Raw genomic sequence first — 20,234 nt, 5'->3', positions numbered from 1 at the left:
CCCTCAATCACAGAAGCTGAAATAAGACCGTCGCGCCGGGCGCACCAAAAGATCGCGACCCGCCTCGACCTTCACGGGATGGCATTGCAGGCGCCGCACATAACGGGTCAGCGCCATCGCCGCGACCACATCAAAGGGTGGCAACCGCGCCCCGAACCAGAATCGCGTCTTTCTCGCCCATGCGCGCTGCGCGTCGGGCACGAAACGGCGATCCATGAAACCCTTGGGCAGGGTTGTGTTCACCGCCGCCCGAAACCCCACAAACCGGGTGGCCACGCGATGACGAAACAGGCGTGGCAAAACCTCCTGCATCGCGCGCCGGTCCTTCTCATAGTTCATATCGCGCAAAACCCGCCCTCCCGGGACCATTTCAAAGCGATCGCCCGGCGCGCGCCCGGCGACAAGCACGACGTCCTTGATGACATCCAATAGTCCGGGCCGCTGTCGCAGGGTCATCGCAAAGTCACCCGCTGGCGAAAGAACCAGAACCGAAACGCCGGCCCCGGCCCTCATGGCCAAATCGGCCACGATTTCATGCGTCTTTGTGCGCCACCGCACGCGCGGATTCGATCCCGGAAGAATGCGCAGGTCGGGAAACAGCATGCGACCAAGCCGATGAGAGACCTGCCGGGTGGCATTGCCGCCGCTGGCCACAACAGCGAGTATGTTGATGTTTTGCGCGTCCTGCAGCGCCTTGACGGCCAAACAGTCATCAGGATCGCCCGCCGCGGATTCGGTGCAGGCAAAATCGGCAAAGATGATCACATCGCGCTCGGCCCTTGCCGCCGACGCCCCGGCGAGTAGAAGCATGAAAAGCGCCATCAAAGCGCGTGATAGCAACGGCCCAAAGTTCATAGCCGCCACTCCGGACGTATTTCGATATGGCGCCGCAAAGCTCCGGTTGCGTCCCTATTTGACGTTGACGATATAGGTGACACGGAACACCTTCCTGCTGCCTTCCGTCGATTTCCAGTTGATCTGGAACTTGTCGGTGCCGGGCCGGTTGCCTGCGGTATAATGCGCGATATGCGCGTCGATCACCTTGCTGGGGCATTGATGCGGTGTCGTGGTTCCCTTCCGAAACGCTACCTCTCCCAGTGCCGGCGCGGTTCTGAACCGTGGTTTGGGCGGATTTTCGTGCCATTCGCATGTCCGGCTGTCGATATTATACATGATCTGTATCTCGGCGGTCTCCCCCCGTGCGACCTCCACGCGCTTGGTCCATGACGTGCGGTCGGCCGAAATAGCTTGTTGCGGAACGGCAAGACCCAAAAGCATCACCAAAGCTGCAAACCCAAGGGCAATGCGCCCTGAGCGCACCCCGCCTAAACTTCTTCCTTCCTCATGCATCATACTGATTCCTTTTGCTTTCCTGTTCACAAAACAAACATGGCTACTGGCGTAAATCAATTCTGACATCCGGTGGATGGGCCTCTCACCTTGGCCGGAATATCCCACGCGAAGCCCGCTTGGATGCTCACAGAACCTTCTGTGCCGCCGGGCTTTCGGGGGGTGTGGCCCTCAAACCACCGCGCCCCTATCCCTATCTTTTGCACGCTCATGGACCTTGCCCGCCACATGCGCCCCGCTAAACTCGCGTTTGCGCCACCACCCGGGAGATCCATGTTGCCCAAACCGCTCGCCACGTTGCTGCTCTGCTGCACGCTAGCCACGCCCGGACTTGCGCAGGACTCCGACCTCGACAGTGAGCTAAGCCGGATCGAGACAAGCCTCGCCGAAGTTGACGCGACGCTTGCCAAGTATTCCGGCGGGCTGATCCACGGGCTTGCCGCGGCCCGGCGCGAGGCGCTCCTGCTGGCGCGCCAGTTGATCGAGAACCAACAACGTGCCGAGAGAGGCGACGCCCCTCTCGACGTGACCATCCCTGCCACGAAACCCGATCCCAAGCTTGCGGCGCAAATCCTCGAAGACATGGTCGCAGCACAACAGCGCATCGACCTCGCGCTGTCGGACGCCAGCGAAACGACCGGCCTTGTTCAGGCCGTTGCGCGCAGCCGGGTTGAAACCGAACGATTAAGCCTTGCCCAGCTTCAGATGGCCTATCTTCAGGCGAAATACGGAATAGCGATCCCAGTGGCCGACATGCCCCCAGCCACCACGCCCGAGGTGACGCCCCAGACCGGCAGCGCACAGACGGCCCGGACCGATACCGCCCAAACAGCCGAGCCCGGCACAGTCGCATGGGCCGATGCGCGCTACCCGGATGTGGATTATACCTTGGCGCCCTTCGAACTGGCCAACCGTGACGGGGGCCGCATCTCGGGCTGGTGGACCATCGAGGCAAGCCGCGCCCCCATCGACGACAGTCCGCAGATCACCGCGATCAACTATTCCGCCTATGACGCGCGCGAACTGAGCGGCTTTACCGCGCTCGTCGCGCGCTGTATCGAGGGCGAAAGCGCGCTCATTTTCGTTCAAAACGATTACCTCGTCCCGGATTTGCAACGCAATTCCTTCGCGATGACATTGCGGATCGACGATCAGGCCGCCCGCGCCGACCGTTGGAGCGCGCTCACCACGAACAAGGGCGCAGGCCTGTTCGGAGCCCCTGCCCAAGACATGATGCGCGCCCTTTACGACTCCGAGCGCGTGTTCCTCCGCCTCACCGAAAAGAACGGCCGTCACCACGACGCCCTGTTTCAACTTGCCGGTCAAAGGGAAGCATTCGATGCCGTGGCCGGGGCCTGTGGCTGGACCACGCTCTCGCTTTCGGGCGATGATCGCCGCGCCATCCAGAAACTTTTGAATGCCGGCGGCTTCGAGGCGGGCGCAGCTGATGGTCAATGGGGCCCCGGATCGCGCCGGGCCATGGCGGCATTTCAGGCGTCCGAAGGCCTTCCTGAAACCGGCCTGCCGGATCGTGCCACCCTGCGAAAGCTTGGATACGAATTCTGATCTGCCCAGGCCATGGGGCGGGCCGTCGGATCAACGGCGTTGCAACACACGGAATATCGCCGAAGCGCCCCACCCCGCGGCGATCGCGATCGCCAGCGACATGAGACCATACCAACGCGGCCGCTCATGCGCGAGCGTATAGAGCCACCGCTCAAGCCCGACCTTGCGGCCATCGATGAACGCATCATATTCCGAAACGATCTGCCCCCCACGTGTGAGACATATCCGCGTCAGATACATGCCTTCGGTCAGGTTCGCGGGACGTGAGATCGACGTGCGAAAAAGCGTCTGCTCATCAAATACCACCCCCCCCTCATTCACCGTGTAGGCGCCCTGTTTCTCGCGGATACGGATCAGCGCGTCGGTATAGGCCCGCGTATCCTTGAACCCATGCAGCGCGCCGGATGACCGGATCGCCCGCGACAGGGTGATCTGGTGGCGCAGATCCTCGCCTTCGCTCAGAACCTCACTCAGCGGGGCACTGCTGGCCACCGCGTAAAAGCTTGGGGCGCCATCCACCTCGACGCTCTCGGAATTGACCCAGATTCCCAACTGACGCTCCTTGCGCCACACCGTCACCGGTCTCGACGGGCCTGACACCGAAACAACAACCTCCAGAGGCTCTTTCTCCTGAATCGGGGACTCGCGCTTCACCGCGCCAAAGATCAGGATGTCCGAACCTTCGAAGGTCGCGGTGATCGCCACCTTGTCCCGGCTCAGCCCGAGCACGACCTCCTCGGCCCAAGCTGGGCCGGTCACAAGGGCGAACATGAGCATGAGCCACCGCATCAATGCCCCCCACCCGCACCGATCGAGTAAAGCTCAGAAGGCTTGATCAACAGATCAAGACCCAGCTTGAAGCACACGGCCAGCACCATCAGCGCGAGCAGGATACGAAGCTGCTCGGCGTTGAGCCGCGTGCCGATGCGCGTGCCCACCTGCGCCCCGATCACGCCCCCCACCAGCAGCAGCACAGCCAGCGCGATATCGACCGTGTAGTTCGTCGTCGCATGCAAAAGCGTGGTAAAGGCGGTGACAAAGATGATCTGGAAAAGCGACGTGCCCACCACGACCTTGGTCGGCATGCCCAGAAGATAGATCATCGCCGGAACCATGATAAACCCGCCGCCCACACCCATGATGGCCGCCAGAATACCAACAGCCACCCCGATCAGAAGCGGGGGAATCACGCTGATATAGAGCCCCGAGGTGCGAAACCGCATCTTGAAAGGAAGCTTGTGTGCGATGCCGTGTTTCTTGCGGGTGGGTATTTTGACGCCCGAGCGGCTCTTGCGGATTGCCCGCAGGCTCTCAAAGAACATCATCGCGCCGATGATACCCAGGAACACCACGTAACAAAGCTTAACCAGAAGATCGACCTGACCCAGAGACCTGAGATAGTTGAACACCAAAACGCCCAACGCGGCCCCAACAAGCCCCCCGATAAGCAAGACCGTGCCCATCCTGAAATCGACGGTCTTTCGCCTGAAATGCGCCAGAACCCCGCTAAAGGAGGAGGCAACGATCTGGTTGGCCTCGGTCGCGACCGCAACCGCCGGAGGGATACCGATAAAGAAAAGAAGCGGCGTCATGAGAAAGCCGCCACCAACCCCGAACATGCCCGACAGGATACCCACGATTCCGCCAAGGCCCAGCAGCAGGAAGGCGTTGACCGAAACCTCGGCTATGGGGAGGTAAATCTGCATGACGTCTCGTAGCGCCAAGCCTAAGCCCGCGCAAGGGGCCGGTCCACCCGCATTTGCTCAGGTCATATGAATTTTTTGCAACCTGACCCCTTGGCAAAAGCGGCGTCAGCCCGGACCTCAACTCTCGCCCGAGGTTGCGAGTTTGACCGCGGCCAAGGTGAAGAACGCCCCCAGCGCCGCTTCGATCCAGCGCCGCGCCGCGCCATAGGCCCGCCGGATCGGCCCCGACGACAGGACAAGCGCCCAGGCCCCGTGACAGCCGAACGAGATGGCGAAAGCCCCCGCAACGAAAAGCGCGACAACCCCCGGGCCGCCACCCGCCGTGGCCCCCACCGACGCGATAGCCAGCCAGAAGACGATCGCCTTGGGGTTTGTGACCTGAAGCGCGAAACCCTTGAGGAAATGCCGCCACATGCTGCGCTGGGCGACCGGCGCGGCATCGATGCGGGGCGGATGCACGGCCTTGCGAAAGGCCCCCCATGCCAGCCACAAAAGATAGGCGCCACCGATCACCCGAAGCACCGCCATAGCCCACGCCGCCTGTGTCAGGATCAGGCCCACCCCGGCAAGCGTCCCGAGGTTCAGGACGACACTGCCCGTGGCGATGCCCATCCCCGCGACAAGCGCGGGCGCACGCCCCTGCCCCATCGCGATCCCAAGAAGCATCGCAACCGCCGGACCGGGCGACGAGGCCGCCACCACCAGGATCGCATAAGCCGCAAGAAAGCCCGGCAAGAAGGGAAGGAAATCGGTCATGGCATGCTCCCGGCAGTTGACGTGGAACCGCCATGAAACATCACAGTCACATCGGCGTCCAGCAGCATCGGTTCGGCCCGCGCCGCAGCGTTCAGAGTGCGCGCACCATCACCACCGCGTCCACCGTGGCATCTGCGCGCCGGTAATATCCCCGGCGTCGCCCGGCAACGGAAAACCCCTCAGCGGCATAAAGCGCGCGCGCTGCGCTGTTGTAGCTCGCCACTTCGAGAAACACCTGCAAGGCCCCGCGCGCTCGGGCTTCGGACATGACCTCGCACAGTGCCGCCCGCGCCAGCCCCTTGCGCCGCTCGGCGGGGTCGGTCGCGACGGTCAGAATCTCGGCCTCGTCAGCCACCACGCGCGCCATGGCAAAGGCCCGCCCATCGCCTGCGGCAATCACCTGCGGCGATGCCAGAAGCTCGGCAAACTCATCCGCGTGCCACGCCCGGCCCTCACCGTCAAAGGCGCGCGCATGGCACTGGGCAAGCGTGTCAGACCGGATCATCGACGATCTCTGGGGGCGTGTCGCGCGGCGGCGCGGCCTCTGCCGGTTTGACATAAAGCGGCACCGCATCCGCCTCACCCTTCTGCGCGCAGCGGGCGACCGCAATCGCCATCTCCGCTGGGTCCGGCAGATGGGCAAGCCTCTCACCCGTAAACGCGCTTTCCGGCAAAAGAACGGGCCGGCCCGCCTCCAAAGCATAGAATTGACCTTGCGGCGCGGGCACCACGGCCCGGCCCGATGCGTCGCCATCGGCGATCACCTCGAAACCGCTCACTCCGATCGCTGGCACGTCAAGCGCGAGCGCCAGACCCCGCGCCGCCGAGACACCGACGCGGATACCGGTAAAATTCCCCGGCCCGACGCCAACACCGATCCGGCTCAGATCGCTCCAATCCACCCCGGCAACGCTCAGCATCTCTTGGATCAAGGGCATCAGGCGTTCGGCCTGCCCGCGCGTCATGGTTTCCGCACAAGACGCCAGAACCCGATCCCCCGACAGCAAAGCGGCCGCGCAATGCGCGGCCGATGTATCGATCCCAAGTGTCAGCGTGTCAGACGGCAACCGGTCGCACCTCTGTCACCTCTGGGATGTAATGGCGCAGCAGGTTCTCGATCCCCATCTTCAACGTGATGGTCGAGGACGGACAGCCCGCACAGGCCCCTTGCATGTGCAAATAGACAACCCCGCGCTCGAACCCGTGAAAGGTGATGTCGCCCCCGTCCTGCGCCACGGCCGGGCGCACGCGTGTATCAAGCAACTCCTTGATCTGACTGACGATCTCACCATTCTCTCCGGTGTGTTCCGCATGACCCGAGGCAGCATCCTGATCGCCAAGCATGATCGGCTTGCCAGATTGGAAATGCTCCATGATCGCACCCAGAATGGCGGGTTTCACATGGTCCCACTCGGTCGCGTCCTCCTTGGTGACGGTCACGAAATCATGGCCGAAAAACACGCCGGTCACACCGGCCACCTTGAAAATACGCTCGGCCAGAGGCGATTTGTCAGCCGTCTCCGCGCTCGGGAAATCTGCGGTGCCTGACGCCAGCACTGTCTGCCCCGGCAAGAATTTCAGGGTCGCGGGGTTGGGGGTGGATTCGGTCTGAATGAACATCGGGCGGTCCTTTCTATCTGACCCGAGATATGCGCTTGCCAGCCCCCGGTGTCAAGATTTGGAACCATTCTAAATTCAAACTCCCCCGCCTCTCGGCGGATGCCGTTCAAAAATATAAGCCGGTTTTGAGCGTCTGCAACCTGCGAAATCAAAGCGTTGGAGCAGATCACGTAACCGCGCCTGAAGGCGACGGGTTTCAGGCCGAAATTCGCCCCTGCTCAGGTGATCGCCTCGAGTCGTTCCTTGCTCAGGTCGCCCGGCACGATGGTGATCGGAATCGGCAGCGATCCCGAATTGCGCGACAACTGCGTCACCAGCGGCCCCGGACCCTTGCGATCAGATCCTGCCCCCAGAACCAGAACACCCACTTCGGGGTCGTCCTGAACCTGCGCGATGATCTCGGCCACCGGCTCGCCTTCGCGGATGACAAGTTCGGGGTCGACGCCCTGCTTGTCGCGCATCCATTTGGCGAACACTTCGAAATGGGCCTCGATTCGCTCACGTGCCTCTTGGCGCATGATGTCACCCACACCGATCCAGTGATTGAACTCCTCGGGCGGAATCACGGCAAGGATTTCTACGCCAGCCTGCGTATGCGACGCCCGCATCGCCGCAAACCGCATCGCGTTCAGACATTCACGGCTGTCGTCCAGCACCACCAGAAACTTGCGCATCGTGGATCATCCCCCTGACCGGGCAATCATGGCCCAAGCCCCGGTCGGGCGCAACTCAAACGATCAGGCCGCAAGTCCGCGCCCCTTGAGAAGCGCCTCAACCCCCGGAAGCCGGCCGCGGAAGCGAAGATAAAGTGTCTCTGCCTCCTCCGAGCCGCCCTGCGACAGGATATGCGCCTCAAGCGCCTGCGCGCGCTCCTCGTCGAACGGACCATCTGCCTCCTCGAAGGCGGCAAAGGCATCGGCATCCATCACTTCGGACCACATATAGCTGTAATACCCGCTGGAATATCCGTCCCCCGCAAAGACATGCGCGAAATGGGGCGTCGCGTGGCGCATCGTGATGGCATGCGGCATACCGAGGTTTTCCAGAACCTCGGCCTGCGCCTGCATCGGGTCCGAGGGCGCACCGCCCTCATGAAAGGCCAGATCGACCATCGCCGAAGCCACGTATTCCACGGTCTGAAACCCCATGTCGAAAGTGGCCGCCGCAAGCACCTTGTTCAACAGGTCCTCCGGCATCGGCTCCCCCGTCTCGGCATGGGTCGCGAACTCGCTCAGCACCTCGGGCACCTCGAGCCAATGCTCATAAAGCTGGCTGGGCAATTCCACGAAATCCCGTGCCACGCTCGTGCCGCTCAGGCTTTCATAGGTGACATCCGACAACATCTGGTGAAGCGCGTGGCCAAATTCGTGGAAAAGCGTGCGCGCGTCATCATAGCTCAGAAGCGCGGGATCGCCCTTGGCAAAGTTGCACACGTTGATCACCACCGGGCCCTGGACCTCGGGGAATTTCGCCTGTCCGCGCATCGCGCTGCACCACGCCCCCGACCGTTTTGAGCCGCGGGCGAAATAATCACCGATGAACACCGCAACCTGCGCCCCATCCCGCGTCACCTCCCATGCGCGGCAATCCGGATGATAAAGCGGCACATCCAAAGCCGCGAACTCCAACCCGAAAAGGCGGTGCGCACAGGCAAAGGCCGCCTCGATCATCCGGTCCAGCTGAAGATAGGGTTTCAGTTCGGACTCATCGAGATCATGCTCCGCCGCGCGCCGCTTCTCCGCGTAATAGCGCCAGTCCCACGGCTCGAGCGGCCCGTCGATGCCATCGGCACGCAACATGCCCGTCAAAACCTCGGCATCCGCCTCGGCGCGGCGCTTCGCCGGGCCCCAAACGCTCGTCAGAAGATCACGCACCGCCGCAGGCGTGCCCGCCATCTCGGTCTCAAGCTTGAAGGCCGCAAAGCTCTCGTATCCCAGAAGCCCCGCCCGCTCCTCGCGCAGTTTCAGCGTCTCGGCTGCAATGCTGCGATTGTCGGTCTCGCCGCCATTCGCCCCCCGCGCGGCCCACGCGCGAAACGCCTTCTCGCGCAGGTCGCGGCGCGGGCTGAATTGCAGGAACGGTACGATCAGCGACCGCGACAATGTGACAACGGGTCCGCCCGCGCCCTTCTCTTCTCCCGCCGCGCGCGCTGCGGTCACAACGAACTGTGGCAACCCCTCGAGATCCGCTTCGTCAAGCTCCATGTGCCAGCCCGACTCATCGGCCAGAAGGTTTTGCGCAAAGGCCGTGCCCAGTTCGGCCAGCCGCCCCATGATGTCCTTCATTCGCGCGGCCTCATCCCCTGTAAGCGCGGCCCCCGCCCGCACAAACCGCCGCCGCGTCAACATCAGAAGGCGTGCCTGCTCTGGGCTGAGGTCGAGCGCGTCATGCTCCTGCCAAAGCGCCTCAATCCGCGCGAAAAGCGCGGTATTGCCCGTCACCTCCGACGAATACGCCGCCAATTTCGGGCTGAAGTCGCGCTGCAATTCCTGCCGCTTGGGGTTGCTGTCCGCCCCGGCCACCGTGAAAAACACCGCCAGAACCTTGTCCAGCCCCTCGCCCGACGTCTCAAGCGCCTCGACCGTGTTGGCGAATGTCGGCGCCTCGGGGTTTTCCGCAATAGCCTTGATCTCGGCCCGCGCCGTTTTCAGCGCGGCGTCGAAAGCCGGCGCGAAATCCGCGTCCGCGATACGGTCAAAAGGTGCGATCCGGTGGGGCGTGTCCCAATCCTGCAATAGGGCGTTGCTCATGTCGTCTCTCCTTGGTTGCCACAGACCGGGCAATCCTCGCGGCGTGCGAGCGTGAATTTCCGGCTCTCGCCGTAAAGCGCGTCATAGATCAGCATTTCGCCCCGCAGAGGCGCGCCCGCGCCGGTGATGATCTTCACCGCCTCGACCGCCATCATCGACCCGATAACCCCCGGCAACGGCCCGACCACCCCCGCCTCGGCACAGGACGGGGCCAGCCCTTCGGCGGGGGCCTCGGGGAAAATGCATTCGTAACAGGGCGCTCCCTTGGCCGGATCAAACACGCTCACCTGCCCTTCCCACTGCGAAATCGCACCGGATATCAGGGGCTTACCCGCTTCAACCGCCGCCCGGTTGCTAAGGTAACGGGTCTCGAAATTGTCGGTCCCGTCAAGTATCAGGTCATAATCGGCAAAAAGCTCCGCGGCGATGTCATCCGTCAGCCTGCGTTGATAGGGCCGCAGCTCCACATACGGGTTCTGCGCGCGCACCGCCTCCTCGGCGGCGAACACCTTGGGCATGCCGATCTGCGCGTCGCGAAAGATCACCTGACGCTGCAAATTGGAATTGGCCACCTCGTCATCGTCGATCATACCGATCCGGCCCACCCCGGCGGCGGCAAGGTAGGTCAGCACCGGCGCACCCAGCCCTCCGGCGCCCACAACCATCACGCGCGCCTGCTTGAGGCGCTTTTGCCCCGGTCCGCCCACTTCACGCAGCACGATATGGCGCGCATAACGGTCAAGCTCGGCCTCGGTGAATGTTTTGCCGCTGCCCGGTTCGGGCGCGGCGTTGACAGTCCTCGCCTCGGCCTTTTCGCGCAGCCAGCCAACCAATTGGAAATATGCAAAGATGATCGCGCCCGCCACGCCCAGCATCACCCAAGGCACGGCACTTTCGCCCGTGGCGTCGCGCAGGGGATGGCCGTCAGGCAGCACCACATGCAACACGACAACCCCGAGCCAAAGCATCCCGAGCATCGTCAGCCGCACACGCACCGGCGTGCCAAGCAACATCCCAAGGCCCCAAAGCGCCGCCGCCATCGCCAGAACCAGCGCCATCAGCCGACTCCAGTTGAGCCGAACCCACCCGCGCCCCGCGCGGTCCCGGTCAGCGTCTCGTTCAGCACGAACTCTGCCTGCACCACCGGGGCAAGAACTATCTGCGCGATACGATCACCATGCGCGATATGAAACGGCTCTTGCCCGGCATTCATCACGATCACGGCCAATGGCCCGCGATAATCGCTGTCGATCGTGCCGGGGCTGTTGGGAAGCGTGATCCCGTGTTTCAGCGCCAAACCCGAACGCGGGCGCAACTGCACCTCATACCCCTCGGGCACCGCAATCCTAAGGCCCGTCGGCACCAACGCCCGTTCACTCGGGTCAAGGGTCACACCGGCGCGGGCATGTTCCGCGAAATTGGCGCGCAGGTCGGCGCCCGCCGCGCCCGCCGTTTCATAGGCCGGCAGGCCCAGCGACCGGTCCGCGCCATCGTCCCACATGACTTGCAATGTCACCATGATGATATCTTGTTCAAAATCTTCATGCGCCGGTCACGACCTCCGCAATCCGTGCGGCCAGTCGCGCCGCAACGTCCGCCTTGCCCATCCGTGGCCAGTCCTCTGCGCCGTCACCGGTGATCAGGGTGATGTCGTTCTCTTGTCCGCCCATGATCCCGGTCGCATGGCTCACATCATTGGCCACGATCCAGTCGCATCCCTTGCGCTGGCGCTTGGCTTTGGCGTTCTCGATCACGTCATCGGTCTCGGCGGCGAATCCCACGACCAATGCGGGGCGATCCGCCTCCAGCCGGCTCACCGTGGCAAGGATATCCGGGTTCTCGGCGAAGTGCAGTTCGAGCGACCCGCCCTTGGTCTTTTTCATCTTTCGGTCGGAGGCTTGTGCCATACGCCAATCCGCCACGGCGGCGGCAAAGATCGCCGCATCCACCGGAAGCGCGCTCTCCACAGCGACAAGCATTTCCTGAGCTGTCTCCACCGGCACAACCGTAACCCCCGCAGGCGGCGGCACCCGTGCAGGGCCAGTCACAAAGATCACCTCGGCCCCCAGATCGCGCAGCGCCGCGGCCAAGGCAGCCCCTTGCGCCCCCGAAGATCGATTCGCGATATAGCGCACCGGGTCGATCGGCTCATGGGTCGGCCCCGAGGTCACCAGAACCCGCCGCCCGGCAAGTGGCCCCTCGGCCAGCGCCCGCTCAACCGCGGCCACGATTTCAAGCGGTTCGGCCATCCGGCCCGGACCAAACTCTCCACAGGCCATATCCCCTTCGTTGGGTCCGACCACGGTGATCCCATCTGCGCGCAATGTGGCAAGGTTGCGCTGCGTGGCAGCATGCTCCCACATGCGGACATTCATCGCGGGCGCGATCATCACCGGCGTATCCGTGGCCATCAAAAGGGTCGAGGCCAGATCGTCGGCATGTCCCTGCGCCATCTTGGCCATCAGGTCCGCCGTCGCGGGCGCCACCAGCACAAGATCGGCCGAGCGCGACAGCTCGATATGGCCCATCTCGGCCTCGTCGGTCAGGTCGAACAGATCCGAATAAAGCTTCTCACCCGCCAGCGCCGACACCGAGAGCGGCGTCACGAACTCGGTTCCCGCCCGCGTCAGCACAGGCGTCACAAGCGCCCCGCGTTCGCGCAGCCGCCGGATCAGGTCAAGCGACTTGAAGGCGGCGATACCTCCGCCGATGATCAACAGGATACGTCTCTGCGCCAGCATCGGCAGGCTCCTCGCAATTGCGCTTCAAACCTATGGCGCGCATCGCGCAGGCACAAGGGCCGCGACGGGCCTGCCCCTACTGTCGAAAGGCCGCGCAGGGATCGGCGCGCGGTGCGGCGGGCGCGCTGAGAACCTCGTCAAACCCGCCAATCAGCGGTCGGGCCTCCTCGGTCTGGCCCAGAACATGCAAATCAAGCTCAGGCGCGACCCGCATCAGAAGGGCCGGCATGCCCCAGTCCTTGCGCGCATGGCCGTTGCCCGTGATCACCGCCACAGGGCCCCCGGTGGCCGCCATCGCATCAAGTGCCGCACGCGCCAGCATCGCATCGCGCACGCGCTGTATCATGACCATCTGAGGTAGCATCTCCTCGGGCAAGGCGCCGCAATGCGCCGCATCCTGCAAGGCTTCGCGTGCCGCCTGTTCTTTCGGCCCCAGAGGTTCGGTCAGACCATAGCGCGCCGCGTCAGGCCCGAACACATCCTCGGCCCCCTCCGACAGCACCTTTCGCGCCGCCGCACGCGGGAGGGCCGCACCGTGAACAGCGGCCTCGGGGGCCGCCGCGAAAATGGGATGATACATGGAAAAATCAGGCCAGCCGCTGTCAGCCCATTCAAGCGCCTCTGCCATCGCACGGGGCTGCGAGACAAGCTCTGGTGTGACGCGCGCCGCCTGCGCCGTGTCAAGCATCTCAAAAACCAGCGCGGCGGGATTGAGGGCTTCCACCCGCGCGGCCTGTTCAGTGTGATGGGCGGGGTTGTCATGCACCTCGCCCAACACGATTACGTCCTGCGCCCATGCGGGCCCAAGGTTCAACCCAAACCCAAGGGCAATCGCTGTCAGCCATCTCATGCCAACAGGCTTTGCACCTCGGCGCCGTTACGTTCAAGCCGTTTGCGCATCTTTCCCAGCGCGGCGGCCTCAACCTGACGCACGCGCTCCTTGCTCAGGCCCAGCTCTTCGCCAAGACTTTCAAGTGTGCGGGCGTCCTCACACAGCTTGCGCTGCCGAACAATGAAACGCTCACGTTCGTTCAGGCCCTCCATCGCATCGCGAAGCCAGCTCTTGAGCGTGGAATAATCGTGGCTTTCCTCGACCATCTCGTCGCCTCGCTTGCCCTCATCCTCGATGGTGTCGATCCACTCACGGCCCTCGTCTTCGGCCGATTGCGTGGCATTGAGCGACAGATCGGACCCCGACAGGCGCCCCTCCATCATCTCCACATCCCTAAGCGGCACACCCACTTCGGACGCGATCATCTCGCGAAGCTGGTGACCGTCAAGTTCCTCGCCCTGCGCCGCCGCCTCGCGCTCGATCTGCGCCTGCACGCGCCGCATGTTGAAGAACAGGGATTTCTGACTGCTGGTCGATCCGGTGCGCACCATGGACCAGTTGCGCATCACGTAATCCTGAATGCCCGCCTTGATCCACCAGACGGCATATGTCGAAAAGCGCACACCGCGATCGGGGTCGAACTTGTCGGCGGCCTTCATAAGGCCGACACCCGCCTCCTGAATGAGATCGTTCATCGGCGCGCCGTAGCGTCGGTATTTGGACGCCATCGAAATCGCCAGCCGCATATAGGCGTTAATGAGCCTGTGCAGCGCCGCTTCGTCGCGCTCATCGCGCCACGCATAGGCAAGCCTGAGTTCCGTTTCCGCGTCGAGCAATTCGGCCGTCATCGCCGTGCGCGACATAGACGCTGTTTCCGAGGCATCCAGTGCCATATTTTCCCCCGTCGGTTCGAACGCTTGAATTGCGCGCCCAATTAAGTAATCCACTAGAGCTACGCAGGTTCCCTTCATTCGGATCACAATTCATGTCCAATTCCCTTCCAGCCGTGTCTCTCGTCCTTGGCGGCGCAGCGTCCGGCAAGACCGCTTTCGCTGAATCCCTCGTGCGCGCGACCGGACGGGATTGCGTCTATATCGCCACCGCCGAGGCCCATGACGACGAGATGCGCGCCAAGATCGACGCCCACCGCGAAGCGCGTGGCGCGGGCTGGTCGACACTCGAAGTGCCGCTCGATCTGGGCCGCGCGCTTGCTGCGATCGGCGGTGATCAGGCGGTGCTGGTGGATTGCGCTACCCTCTGGCTCAGCAATCACATGCTGGCCAACTCCGATCTGGCCGAAGCCGAGGCCGGGCTGATGGCCGGACTGGCGCTTTCGGCCGCCCCCGTGGTGATCGTCACCAACGAGGTGGGTCAGTCGGTCGTGCCCGACACCTCGCTCGGGCGGCGCTTTCAGACCGCGCAGGGCCGCCTCAATCAGAAACTGGCGGCGCGCGCCGATCTGGTGGTGCAGGTCATCGCGGGCCTGCCCCGCACGCTCAAGGGCGAGTGTCCGTGAGCCGCGTTCACTGGGTGCGCCACGGCCCGACCCACGCGCGTTGCATGGTCGGATGGACCGATCTACCCGCCGACCTCTCGGATACCGCTGCACTTGACCGTCTCGCGGCACATCTCCCCGCTGACGCGGTCGTCGTATCCTCCGATCTGACGCGCGCCGCCGCCACCGCAGACGCCATCGCCGGCCCGCGTACCCGGCTTGATCACGATCCCGACCTGCGCGAAATCAATTTCGGCGCATGGGAAATGCAAACCCCCGACAGCGTCGAGGATCAGGACCACCTGCGCGCATATTGGGACGCGCCCGGCGATGTCCGCCCCCCTGATGGCGAAAGCTGGCATCAGGTCTCGACCCGTGTCAGCCGCGCAACCGACCGTCTCCTCGCGGCGCATCCGGGGCGCGAGCTTGTGATCGTCGCGCATTTCGGCGCGATCCTGACACAGGTGCAACGCGCCACGGGTCTTTCGGGATATGAGACCTTCTCGCACCGGATCGACAATCTTTCGGTGACCGATATCGCCTTCGACAAGGGCACATGGCGGATTGGGCGGATCAATCACCGCGCGTGATGCAATCCCTCACATTTCAGCGTTTTGGCCCCGCCACGTCCAAGGGTATCCTCTCTGGAACATGACGGGGATTACTTCATGACCTACGATCTTTTCATCGGCGACCGCAGCTTCTCAAGCTGGTCGTTGCGCGGCTGGCTCATGTTCGTGAATTTCGGCCTGCCGGTGCGCACCCGGATGGTCGGGCTTTACGGGGGCACAATGACCACCGATCTGGCCGGCCTCGCCCCCGCCCGCTTCGTGCCCGTGATGCGCGATGCCGACGGGATCGTCATCGGCGACAGCCTCGCCATGGCCGAAACCCTGGCCGAGCGTCACCCGAACGCAGCACTCTATCCGCGCGACCCCGCCGCCCGCGCATTGGCCCGGTGGATGGTGGCGGAAATGCATTCAGGCTTCACCGCTCTGCGCGCCGACTGCCCGATGCAGCTTCTGCACCAATGGCAGGGTTTTGCCCCCTCCGAGGCGGTGCGCGCCGATCTGCTCCGCATCGAAAACCTCTGGACGCTGGCCCGCACCCGCCATGGCACCGGCGGGCCTTGGCTGTTTGGCGACTACTCGCTCGCGGATGCATTCTTTGCCCCGGTCGCCGCGCGCATCGCGGGCTATGACCTGCCTGTGGGTGATGTCGCGCGCGACTATGTCGCGACGACACTGGCCGACACGCGATTCCGGCAATGGCGCGCCATGGGGCTGACCCGGCACTACGATCCGATGCCCTACGCGCTTGACCTTCCTCACACGAACTGGCCCGGCCCGGCACCTCGCCCCGCCCGGCCCGTTGCCGAAGGCACCGCCGAAAATACCGTCTGCCCCTATTCCGGCGACCCGGTCACGCATCTGCTCGAAACCGAAGGCCGCATCTGGGGGTTCTGCAATGCTTTCTGCCGCGACAAAACTATTCACGACCCCGACGCATGGCCGAAATTCACAGCCATGCGTGACGCCGCGTGACCCCTCAACGCGTCAACTCTTGATGCGATATCCGGTTTTGAAAATCGCCCAGACAATACCAAGACAGATCGCGGTGAACCCCGCAATCGCGGCAAGGCTCGCGATCACCGGAACATCCGCCACGCCGAAGAACGCCCAGCGGAACCCGCTGATCAAATAAACAATCGGGTTGAAAAGCGTCACCGTCTGCCACGCCGGTGGCAGCATCGAGATCGAGTAGAACGCACCGCCCAGAAACACCAGCGGCGTGATCACCAGAAGCGGGATCAACTGAAGCTGCTGAAAGTTCTCCGACCATATCCCGATGATGAACCCAAAGAGGCTGAACGAGATGCAGGTCAGCAGCAGGAAGGCCAGCATCGCCACCGGATGCGCAACCTCGATATCCACGAAAAATCGCGCGGTCAGCAGGATGATCACCCCGATCAGAAGCGCCTTCGAGGCCGCCGCGCCCACATAGCCCACGACAATCTCGAGGAAATTCACCGGCGCCGACAAAAGCTCGAAGATCGTGCCGATGAATTTCGGAAAGTAGATGCCGAAACTCGCGTTGCTGATGGCCTGTGTCATCACGCTCAGCATGATTAGCCCCGGCACGATGAACGCGCCATAGCTCACGCCCTCGACCTCGCTGATCCGGCTGCCGATCGCCGCGCCAAAGACGACGAAATAGAGCGTGGTCGAGATGACAGGCGACAGCAAACTCTCCATCAACGTGCGGAAAAATCTTTTCATCTCATATACATATATGGCCTTGATCGCGGGAAAATTCATGCCGCGTTCTCCTTGATCAGTCCCACGAAAATATCTTCGAGGCTCGATTGTTTGGTGTGCACATCGCGCAGGCTCAGCCCCTCGGCGGCGATCGCCTGAAGAAGCCGGGTGATCCCGGTGCCCTGACCGTGGCTGTCATAGGTATACGTGAGGCTCATCGCATCGGCGCCCAGCGTCAGGTCATACCCGGCCAACCCCTCGGGCACCGTTTCAAGCCGCTCACCAATGTCGATGCGCAGCACCTTGCGCCCCATCCGCTGCATCAGCGCGGCCTTCTCCTCGACCAGAAGGATGTCGCCCCCGGTGATCACCGCGATGCGGTCGGCGATGGCCTCGGCCTCCTCGATGTAATGGGTGGTCAGGATGATGGTGACCCCATCCCGGCGAAGCCCCTCGACGATCTCCCACATGTCCCGGCGAAGCTCCACATCCACGCCCGCCGTCGGTTCGTCCAGAAACAGGACACGCGGCTCGTGGCACAGCGCCTTGGCGATCAGCACACGCCGCTTCATCCCGCCCGACAGTTCGCGGATGCGTGCGTCGCGCTTGTCCCAAAGGCTCAACTGACGCAGGATCCGTTCAATCAGCGCCTCATCGCGCCCCTTCCCGAACAGGCCGCGCGAAAACCGCACCGTGTTGATCACCCGCTCGAATGGCTCAAGCGCCACTTCCTGCGGCACGAGGCCCACCATGGCCCGCGCCGCACGATAGCCGGTGACCACGTCGTGACCGCCCACACGCGCCGCGCCACCCGTTGGCGTCACGATCCCGCACAATGCCGAAATCAGGGTCGTCTTGCCCGCGCCGTTCGGGCCCAGAAGTGCCAGGATCTCGCCCTCCTCGATCCCGAGCGTTACGCCCTTGAGCGCCTGAAACCCGCCATCATAGGTCTTGCTGAGATTCTCGATCTCCACGATCGTCGTCATCGCTCTCTCCGTTCGCCGTTTCCTGCGACATATGCCAAACTGCCCGGCAGGCAAAGCGCGCGTTGCGGCAGGGCCGGGTCTGCGCATTTGAACAGAGGCCTTCCCCCGTGCCGGTCAAACCGCATAGGCTCCTCGGGACCGATCCGCAAAGGACAGCCCATGACACAACCCGAAATCGCAATCGTCGGCGCAGGCGCGGCTGGAATCGGGGCCGCGATGGAATGCGCGGATCGCGGCATCTCCTGCATCCTGCTCGAAGCGGCGGATCGCATCGGCGGTCGCGCCCATACCGACAGTCACAGCCTGCCCGCTCCCTGGGACAAGGGCTGCCACTGGCTCCACTGCGCCGATGAAAACCCGCTCGTGCCATGGGCCGACCGGCTTGGCGCGGTCTATGACACGTCGGGAGACGATGAAAACTTCGTCGGCTGGTCCCACGGCGCCTTCCTCACCACCTCTGAGGCAAACGAGTGCCACGCCACGGTCGAGGCCGCGTTCGACGCGATCTACGACGCGGGCGAAGCCGGACGCGACGTCGCCATTCCCACCGTCCTGCCCGACGCGGGCCGCTGGGCGCCGCATGTCAGATGCATCCTGCAACTCCTGATCGGCGACGACCCCGAAGCCGATTCCGCCGCCGCCTACGCCAATTACGATGACACCGAGGCCGACTGGCCGGTGCGCTCCGGTCTGGGGGCGCTCGTCGCCGCGATGGCGCACGGGCTCGACATCCGGTTGAATACCCCCGTCACCAAGATCACCCAGACCACGTCGGGCGCCCGGCTCGAAACGCCCACCGGCACGCTCACTGCGGACGCGGCGATCGTCACGGCGTCGACATCGGTGCTTGCCTCCGGCACGATCCAATTCGGCGCAGGGCCCGCCTCGGACCTGCTCGACACCATATCCCACCTCTCCTGCGGGGCATTCGAAAAGGTGGCCTTCGCCCTGCCACGGCTCCCCGACGAGCTGAAGGGCAAGGATTACCTGCTGATCGAAACCGGCAACAGCGACCCGGTCGTCGAATTTCAGATCGTGCATGGCGCGCATCCCATGCTGATCTGCAACATCGCCGGCAGCCCGGCGCGTGACCTCGCCGCGCTGCCCGACCCCGCGCGCGTCGATTTCGCCCGAAGCAGGCTCCAAACCGTCTTCGGCTCCGACCTGACCCGCACGATCACCCATGCGGCCACGACCGACTGGCTCAACAACCCGTTGATTCGCGGCTCTTATTCGCGCACCGAACCGGGGTTTGCCCAGCACCGCCTCGACATGATCGCCGCCGACACGGGCCGCGTCGCGTTCGCGGGCGAGGCGTTTTCGCTCGACTGGCAGGCCACCGCCCATGGCGCATGGCAAAGCGGGCGCGACGTGGCGGCTCGTATGGCAAGGCACGTGACTGGCGGCGCGAAAAATACATCCTGACCCTGCCGAAACCGGCCCTTCTTCTTGCTGCAAATATCCTGGGGGGAGGCATGAAAATCCCCCGGATTTTCATGTCGGGGGGCAAAGCCCCCTAAAGCGTTGCGCCTTTGGGCTGAGACATCAGCGAAAGGCGAAACGCCCTAGCTGATAAGCTTCTTCAGCCAGCCTTTCTTCTCGGCCACCTCTTCTTCATCGTCGGGCTTCGGACCCTCGATAACCTCTTCGAGTCGGCTAAAGAACTGGTCCGCCATCTTCTTGGCGAACCCGTCGACGATCCGGCTGCCAAGCTGGGCGAGTTTGCCACCGACCTTGGCCTCGACATCATAAACAAGCCGGGTGCCGCCCTCGGTTTCCTCAAGCGTCACATCCGCCTCGCCCTTGGCAAATCCCGCGGCGCCGCCCTTGCCCTCTCCGCTCAGAGTCAGGCTTTCCGGCGCCACCATGTCCGTCAAAAGGACGCGCCCCTTGAACGTGGCCTTTACCGGGCCGACCTTCTGGGTCACCACCGCGTCAAAGCCCTCCTCGGGGGTTCCGCTCACCTCCTGCGCGCCCGGCACGCATTCCTTAAGCACCTCCTCGCTCAGCAGCGCGGCCCAGACGGTCTCGCGCGGTGCTGCGATCTCTCGCTCTCCGGTCATCTTCATCGGATGGCTCCCTCTCGTTCGAGATCAAGTCTACCCACATTGCCCCACCATGCGCAATAAAGCGCATGACGATATCGGATGCGCTGAGATCAAATGCGGTGAGGG

At 63.6% G+C, this 20,234-nt stretch carries 23 protein-coding genes; 5 read left to right on the top strand and 18 right to left on the bottom strand.

Translation table 11 applies throughout. The features are described 5' to 3' along the window. Nucleotides 1-3: 3 nt before the first annotated feature. On the bottom strand, nt 4-810 hold the full coding sequence (locus V8359_RS13315) for a hypothetical protein (protein ID WP_336429461.1): 807 nt from the start codon (nt 808-810) through the stop codon (nt 4-6). A 99-nt stretch (nt 811-909) separates the two neighbouring features. Then, nucleotides 910-1,350 carry a hypothetical protein gene (locus tag V8359_RS13310; RefSeq protein WP_336429460.1) on the bottom strand — a complete coding sequence of 147 codons (441 nt, stop codon included), beginning with the start codon at nt 1,348-1,350 and terminating at the stop codon, nt 910-912. A gap of 273 nt (nt 1,351-1,623) precedes the next feature. On the opposite strand from V8359_RS13310, the gene V8359_RS13305 reads away from it, so the two are divergent. Beyond that, a complete protein-coding gene (locus V8359_RS13305) occupies nt 1,624-2,916 on the top strand; it encodes a peptidoglycan-binding protein (RefSeq protein WP_336429458.1) in 1,293 nt (430 codons plus the stop codon). A gap of 30 nt (nt 2,917-2,946) precedes the next feature. Here V8359_RS13305 and V8359_RS13300 read toward each other — a convergent pair whose 3' ends face one another. From V8359_RS13300 to V8359_RS13240, 13 genes are all read right to left on the bottom strand, one after another. After that, nucleotides 2,947-3,705, bottom strand: a complete 759-nt coding sequence (locus tag V8359_RS13300) for a TIGR02186 family protein (RefSeq protein WP_336429457.1) — start codon at nt 3,703-3,705, stop codon at nt 2,947-2,949. Continuing rightward, nucleotides 3,705-4,622 (bottom strand): sulfite exporter TauE/SafE family protein, encoded by a 918-nt coding sequence (locus V8359_RS13295; RefSeq protein ID WP_336429456.1) that lies wholly within the window; start codon nt 4,620-4,622, stop codon nt 3,705-3,707. Before V8359_RS13295 ends, V8359_RS13300 begins: the two co-directional genes overlap by 1 nt. Nucleotides 4,623-4,739: 117 nt before the next feature. Next, complete coding sequence (locus V8359_RS13290) at nt 4,740-5,378, bottom strand: LysE family translocator (RefSeq protein WP_336429455.1); 639 nt, start codon at nt 5,376-5,378, stop codon at nt 4,740-4,742. A gap of 91 nt (nt 5,379-5,469) precedes the next feature. Continuing rightward, nucleotides 5,470-5,883, bottom strand: a complete 414-nt coding sequence (locus tag V8359_RS13285; protein WP_336429454.1) for a GNAT family N-acetyltransferase — start codon at nt 5,881-5,883, stop codon at nt 5,470-5,472. Beyond that, entirely contained in the window at nt 5,870-6,445 is a 576-nt protein-coding gene (gene tsaB / locus V8359_RS13280; protein WP_336429453.1) for a tRNA (adenosine(37)-N6)-threonylcarbamoyltransferase complex dimerization subunit type 1 TsaB, read from the bottom strand. Before tsaB ends, V8359_RS13285 begins: the two co-directional genes overlap by 14 nt. Continuing rightward, nucleotides 6,435-6,998, bottom strand: coding sequence for a NifU family protein (locus tag V8359_RS13275; protein WP_336429452.1), 564 nt, complete (start codon nt 6,996-6,998; stop codon nt 6,435-6,437). The genes tsaB and V8359_RS13275 overlap by 11 nt, the downstream gene beginning before the upstream one ends. Before the next feature lie 218 nt (nt 6,999-7,216). Then, nucleotides 7,217-7,672, bottom strand: coding sequence for a universal stress protein (locus V8359_RS13270; RefSeq protein WP_336429450.1), 456 nt, complete (start codon nt 7,670-7,672; stop codon nt 7,217-7,219). Between the two features lie 63 nt (nt 7,673-7,735). Continuing rightward, on the bottom strand, nt 7,736-9,748 hold the full coding sequence (locus V8359_RS13265; protein ID WP_336429449.1) for a M3 family metallopeptidase: 2,013 nt from the start codon (nt 9,746-9,748) through the stop codon (nt 7,736-7,738). Beyond that, nucleotides 9,745-10,806, bottom strand: a complete 1,062-nt coding sequence (locus V8359_RS13260; RefSeq protein WP_336429447.1) for a HesA/MoeB/ThiF family protein — start codon at nt 10,804-10,806, stop codon at nt 9,745-9,747. The genes V8359_RS13265 and V8359_RS13260 overlap by 4 nt, the downstream gene beginning before the upstream one ends. Next, nucleotides 10,806-11,267 carry a dUTP diphosphatase gene (dut, locus tag V8359_RS13255; protein WP_336429446.1) on the bottom strand — a complete coding sequence of 154 codons (462 nt, stop codon included), beginning with the start codon at nt 11,265-11,267 and terminating at the stop codon, nt 10,806-10,808. The genes V8359_RS13260 and dut overlap by 1 nt, the downstream gene beginning before the upstream one ends. Nucleotides 11,268-11,289: 22 nt before the next feature. Then, the gene (coaBC, locus tag V8359_RS13250) at nt 11,290-12,489 is read right to left on the bottom strand and encodes a bifunctional phosphopantothenoylcysteine decarboxylase/phosphopantothenate--cysteine ligase CoaBC (RefSeq protein WP_336429445.1); all 1,200 of its coding nucleotides are present in this window, start codon (nt 12,487-12,489) and stop codon (nt 11,290-11,292) included. 76 nt (nt 12,490-12,565) lie between these two features. Beyond that, on the bottom strand, nt 12,566-13,339 hold the full coding sequence (locus V8359_RS13245; protein WP_336429444.1) for a ChaN family lipoprotein: 774 nt from the start codon (nt 13,337-13,339) through the stop codon (nt 12,566-12,568). Continuing rightward, nucleotides 13,336-14,214 (bottom strand): RNA polymerase factor sigma-32, encoded by an 879-nt coding sequence (locus V8359_RS13240; RefSeq protein WP_336429443.1) that lies wholly within the window; start codon nt 14,212-14,214, stop codon nt 13,336-13,338. Before V8359_RS13240 ends, V8359_RS13245 begins: the two co-directional genes overlap by 4 nt. Before the next feature lie 92 nt (nt 14,215-14,306). On the opposite strand from V8359_RS13240, the gene cobU reads away from it, so the two are divergent. From cobU to V8359_RS13225, 3 genes are all read left to right on the top strand, one after another. After that, the gene (cobU, locus tag V8359_RS13235) at nt 14,307-14,837 is read left to right on the top strand and encodes a bifunctional adenosylcobinamide kinase/adenosylcobinamide-phosphate guanylyltransferase (protein ID WP_336429442.1); all 531 of its coding nucleotides are present in this window, start codon (nt 14,307-14,309) and stop codon (nt 14,835-14,837) included. Next, nucleotides 14,834-15,406 (top strand): histidine phosphatase family protein, encoded by a 573-nt coding sequence (locus tag V8359_RS13230; RefSeq protein ID WP_336429441.1) that lies wholly within the window; start codon nt 14,834-14,836, stop codon nt 15,404-15,406. Before cobU ends, V8359_RS13230 begins: the two co-directional genes overlap by 4 nt. Nucleotides 15,407-15,484: 78 nt before the next feature. Next, nucleotides 15,485-16,360 (top strand): glutathione S-transferase, encoded by an 876-nt coding sequence (locus V8359_RS13225; RefSeq protein WP_336429440.1) that lies wholly within the window; start codon nt 15,485-15,487, stop codon nt 16,358-16,360. A 12-nt stretch (nt 16,361-16,372) separates the two neighbouring features. Here the strand turns inward: V8359_RS13225 and V8359_RS13220 are convergent, their stop codons facing one another. Both V8359_RS13220 and V8359_RS13215 read right to left on the bottom strand, forming a co-directional pair. Continuing rightward, nucleotides 16,373-17,134 carry an ABC transporter permease gene (locus tag V8359_RS13220; protein ID WP_336429439.1) on the bottom strand — a complete coding sequence of 254 codons (762 nt, stop codon included), beginning with the start codon at nt 17,132-17,134 and terminating at the stop codon, nt 16,373-16,375. Then, the gene (locus V8359_RS13215; protein ID WP_336429437.1) at nt 17,131-18,060 is read right to left on the bottom strand and encodes an ABC transporter ATP-binding protein; all 930 of its coding nucleotides are present in this window, start codon (nt 18,058-18,060) and stop codon (nt 17,131-17,133) included. Before V8359_RS13215 ends, V8359_RS13220 begins: the two co-directional genes overlap by 4 nt. 159 nt (nt 18,061-18,219) lie before the next feature. Here V8359_RS13215 and V8359_RS13210 point away from each other — a divergent pair, with 159 nt between their 5' ends. Then, complete coding sequence (locus V8359_RS13210; protein WP_336429435.1) at nt 18,220-19,485, top strand: flavin monoamine oxidase family protein; 1,266 nt, start codon at nt 18,220-18,222, stop codon at nt 19,483-19,485. Between the two features lie 140 nt (nt 19,486-19,625). Here V8359_RS13210 and V8359_RS13205 read toward each other — a convergent pair whose 3' ends face one another. Continuing rightward, nucleotides 19,626-20,129 carry a CoxG family protein gene (locus V8359_RS13205; RefSeq protein WP_336429434.1) on the bottom strand — a complete coding sequence of 168 codons (504 nt, stop codon included), beginning with the start codon at nt 20,127-20,129 and terminating at the stop codon, nt 19,626-19,628. Between the last annotated feature and the right edge of the window lie 105 nt (nt 20,130-20,234).

The sequence above is a fragment of the Roseovarius sp. E0-M6 genome, assembly GCF_037083845.1.
Taxonomy (GTDB): domain Bacteria; phylum Pseudomonadota; class Alphaproteobacteria; order Rhodobacterales; family Rhodobacteraceae; genus Roseovarius.
This window is presented reverse-complemented; position numbering and strand designations above follow the sequence as displayed.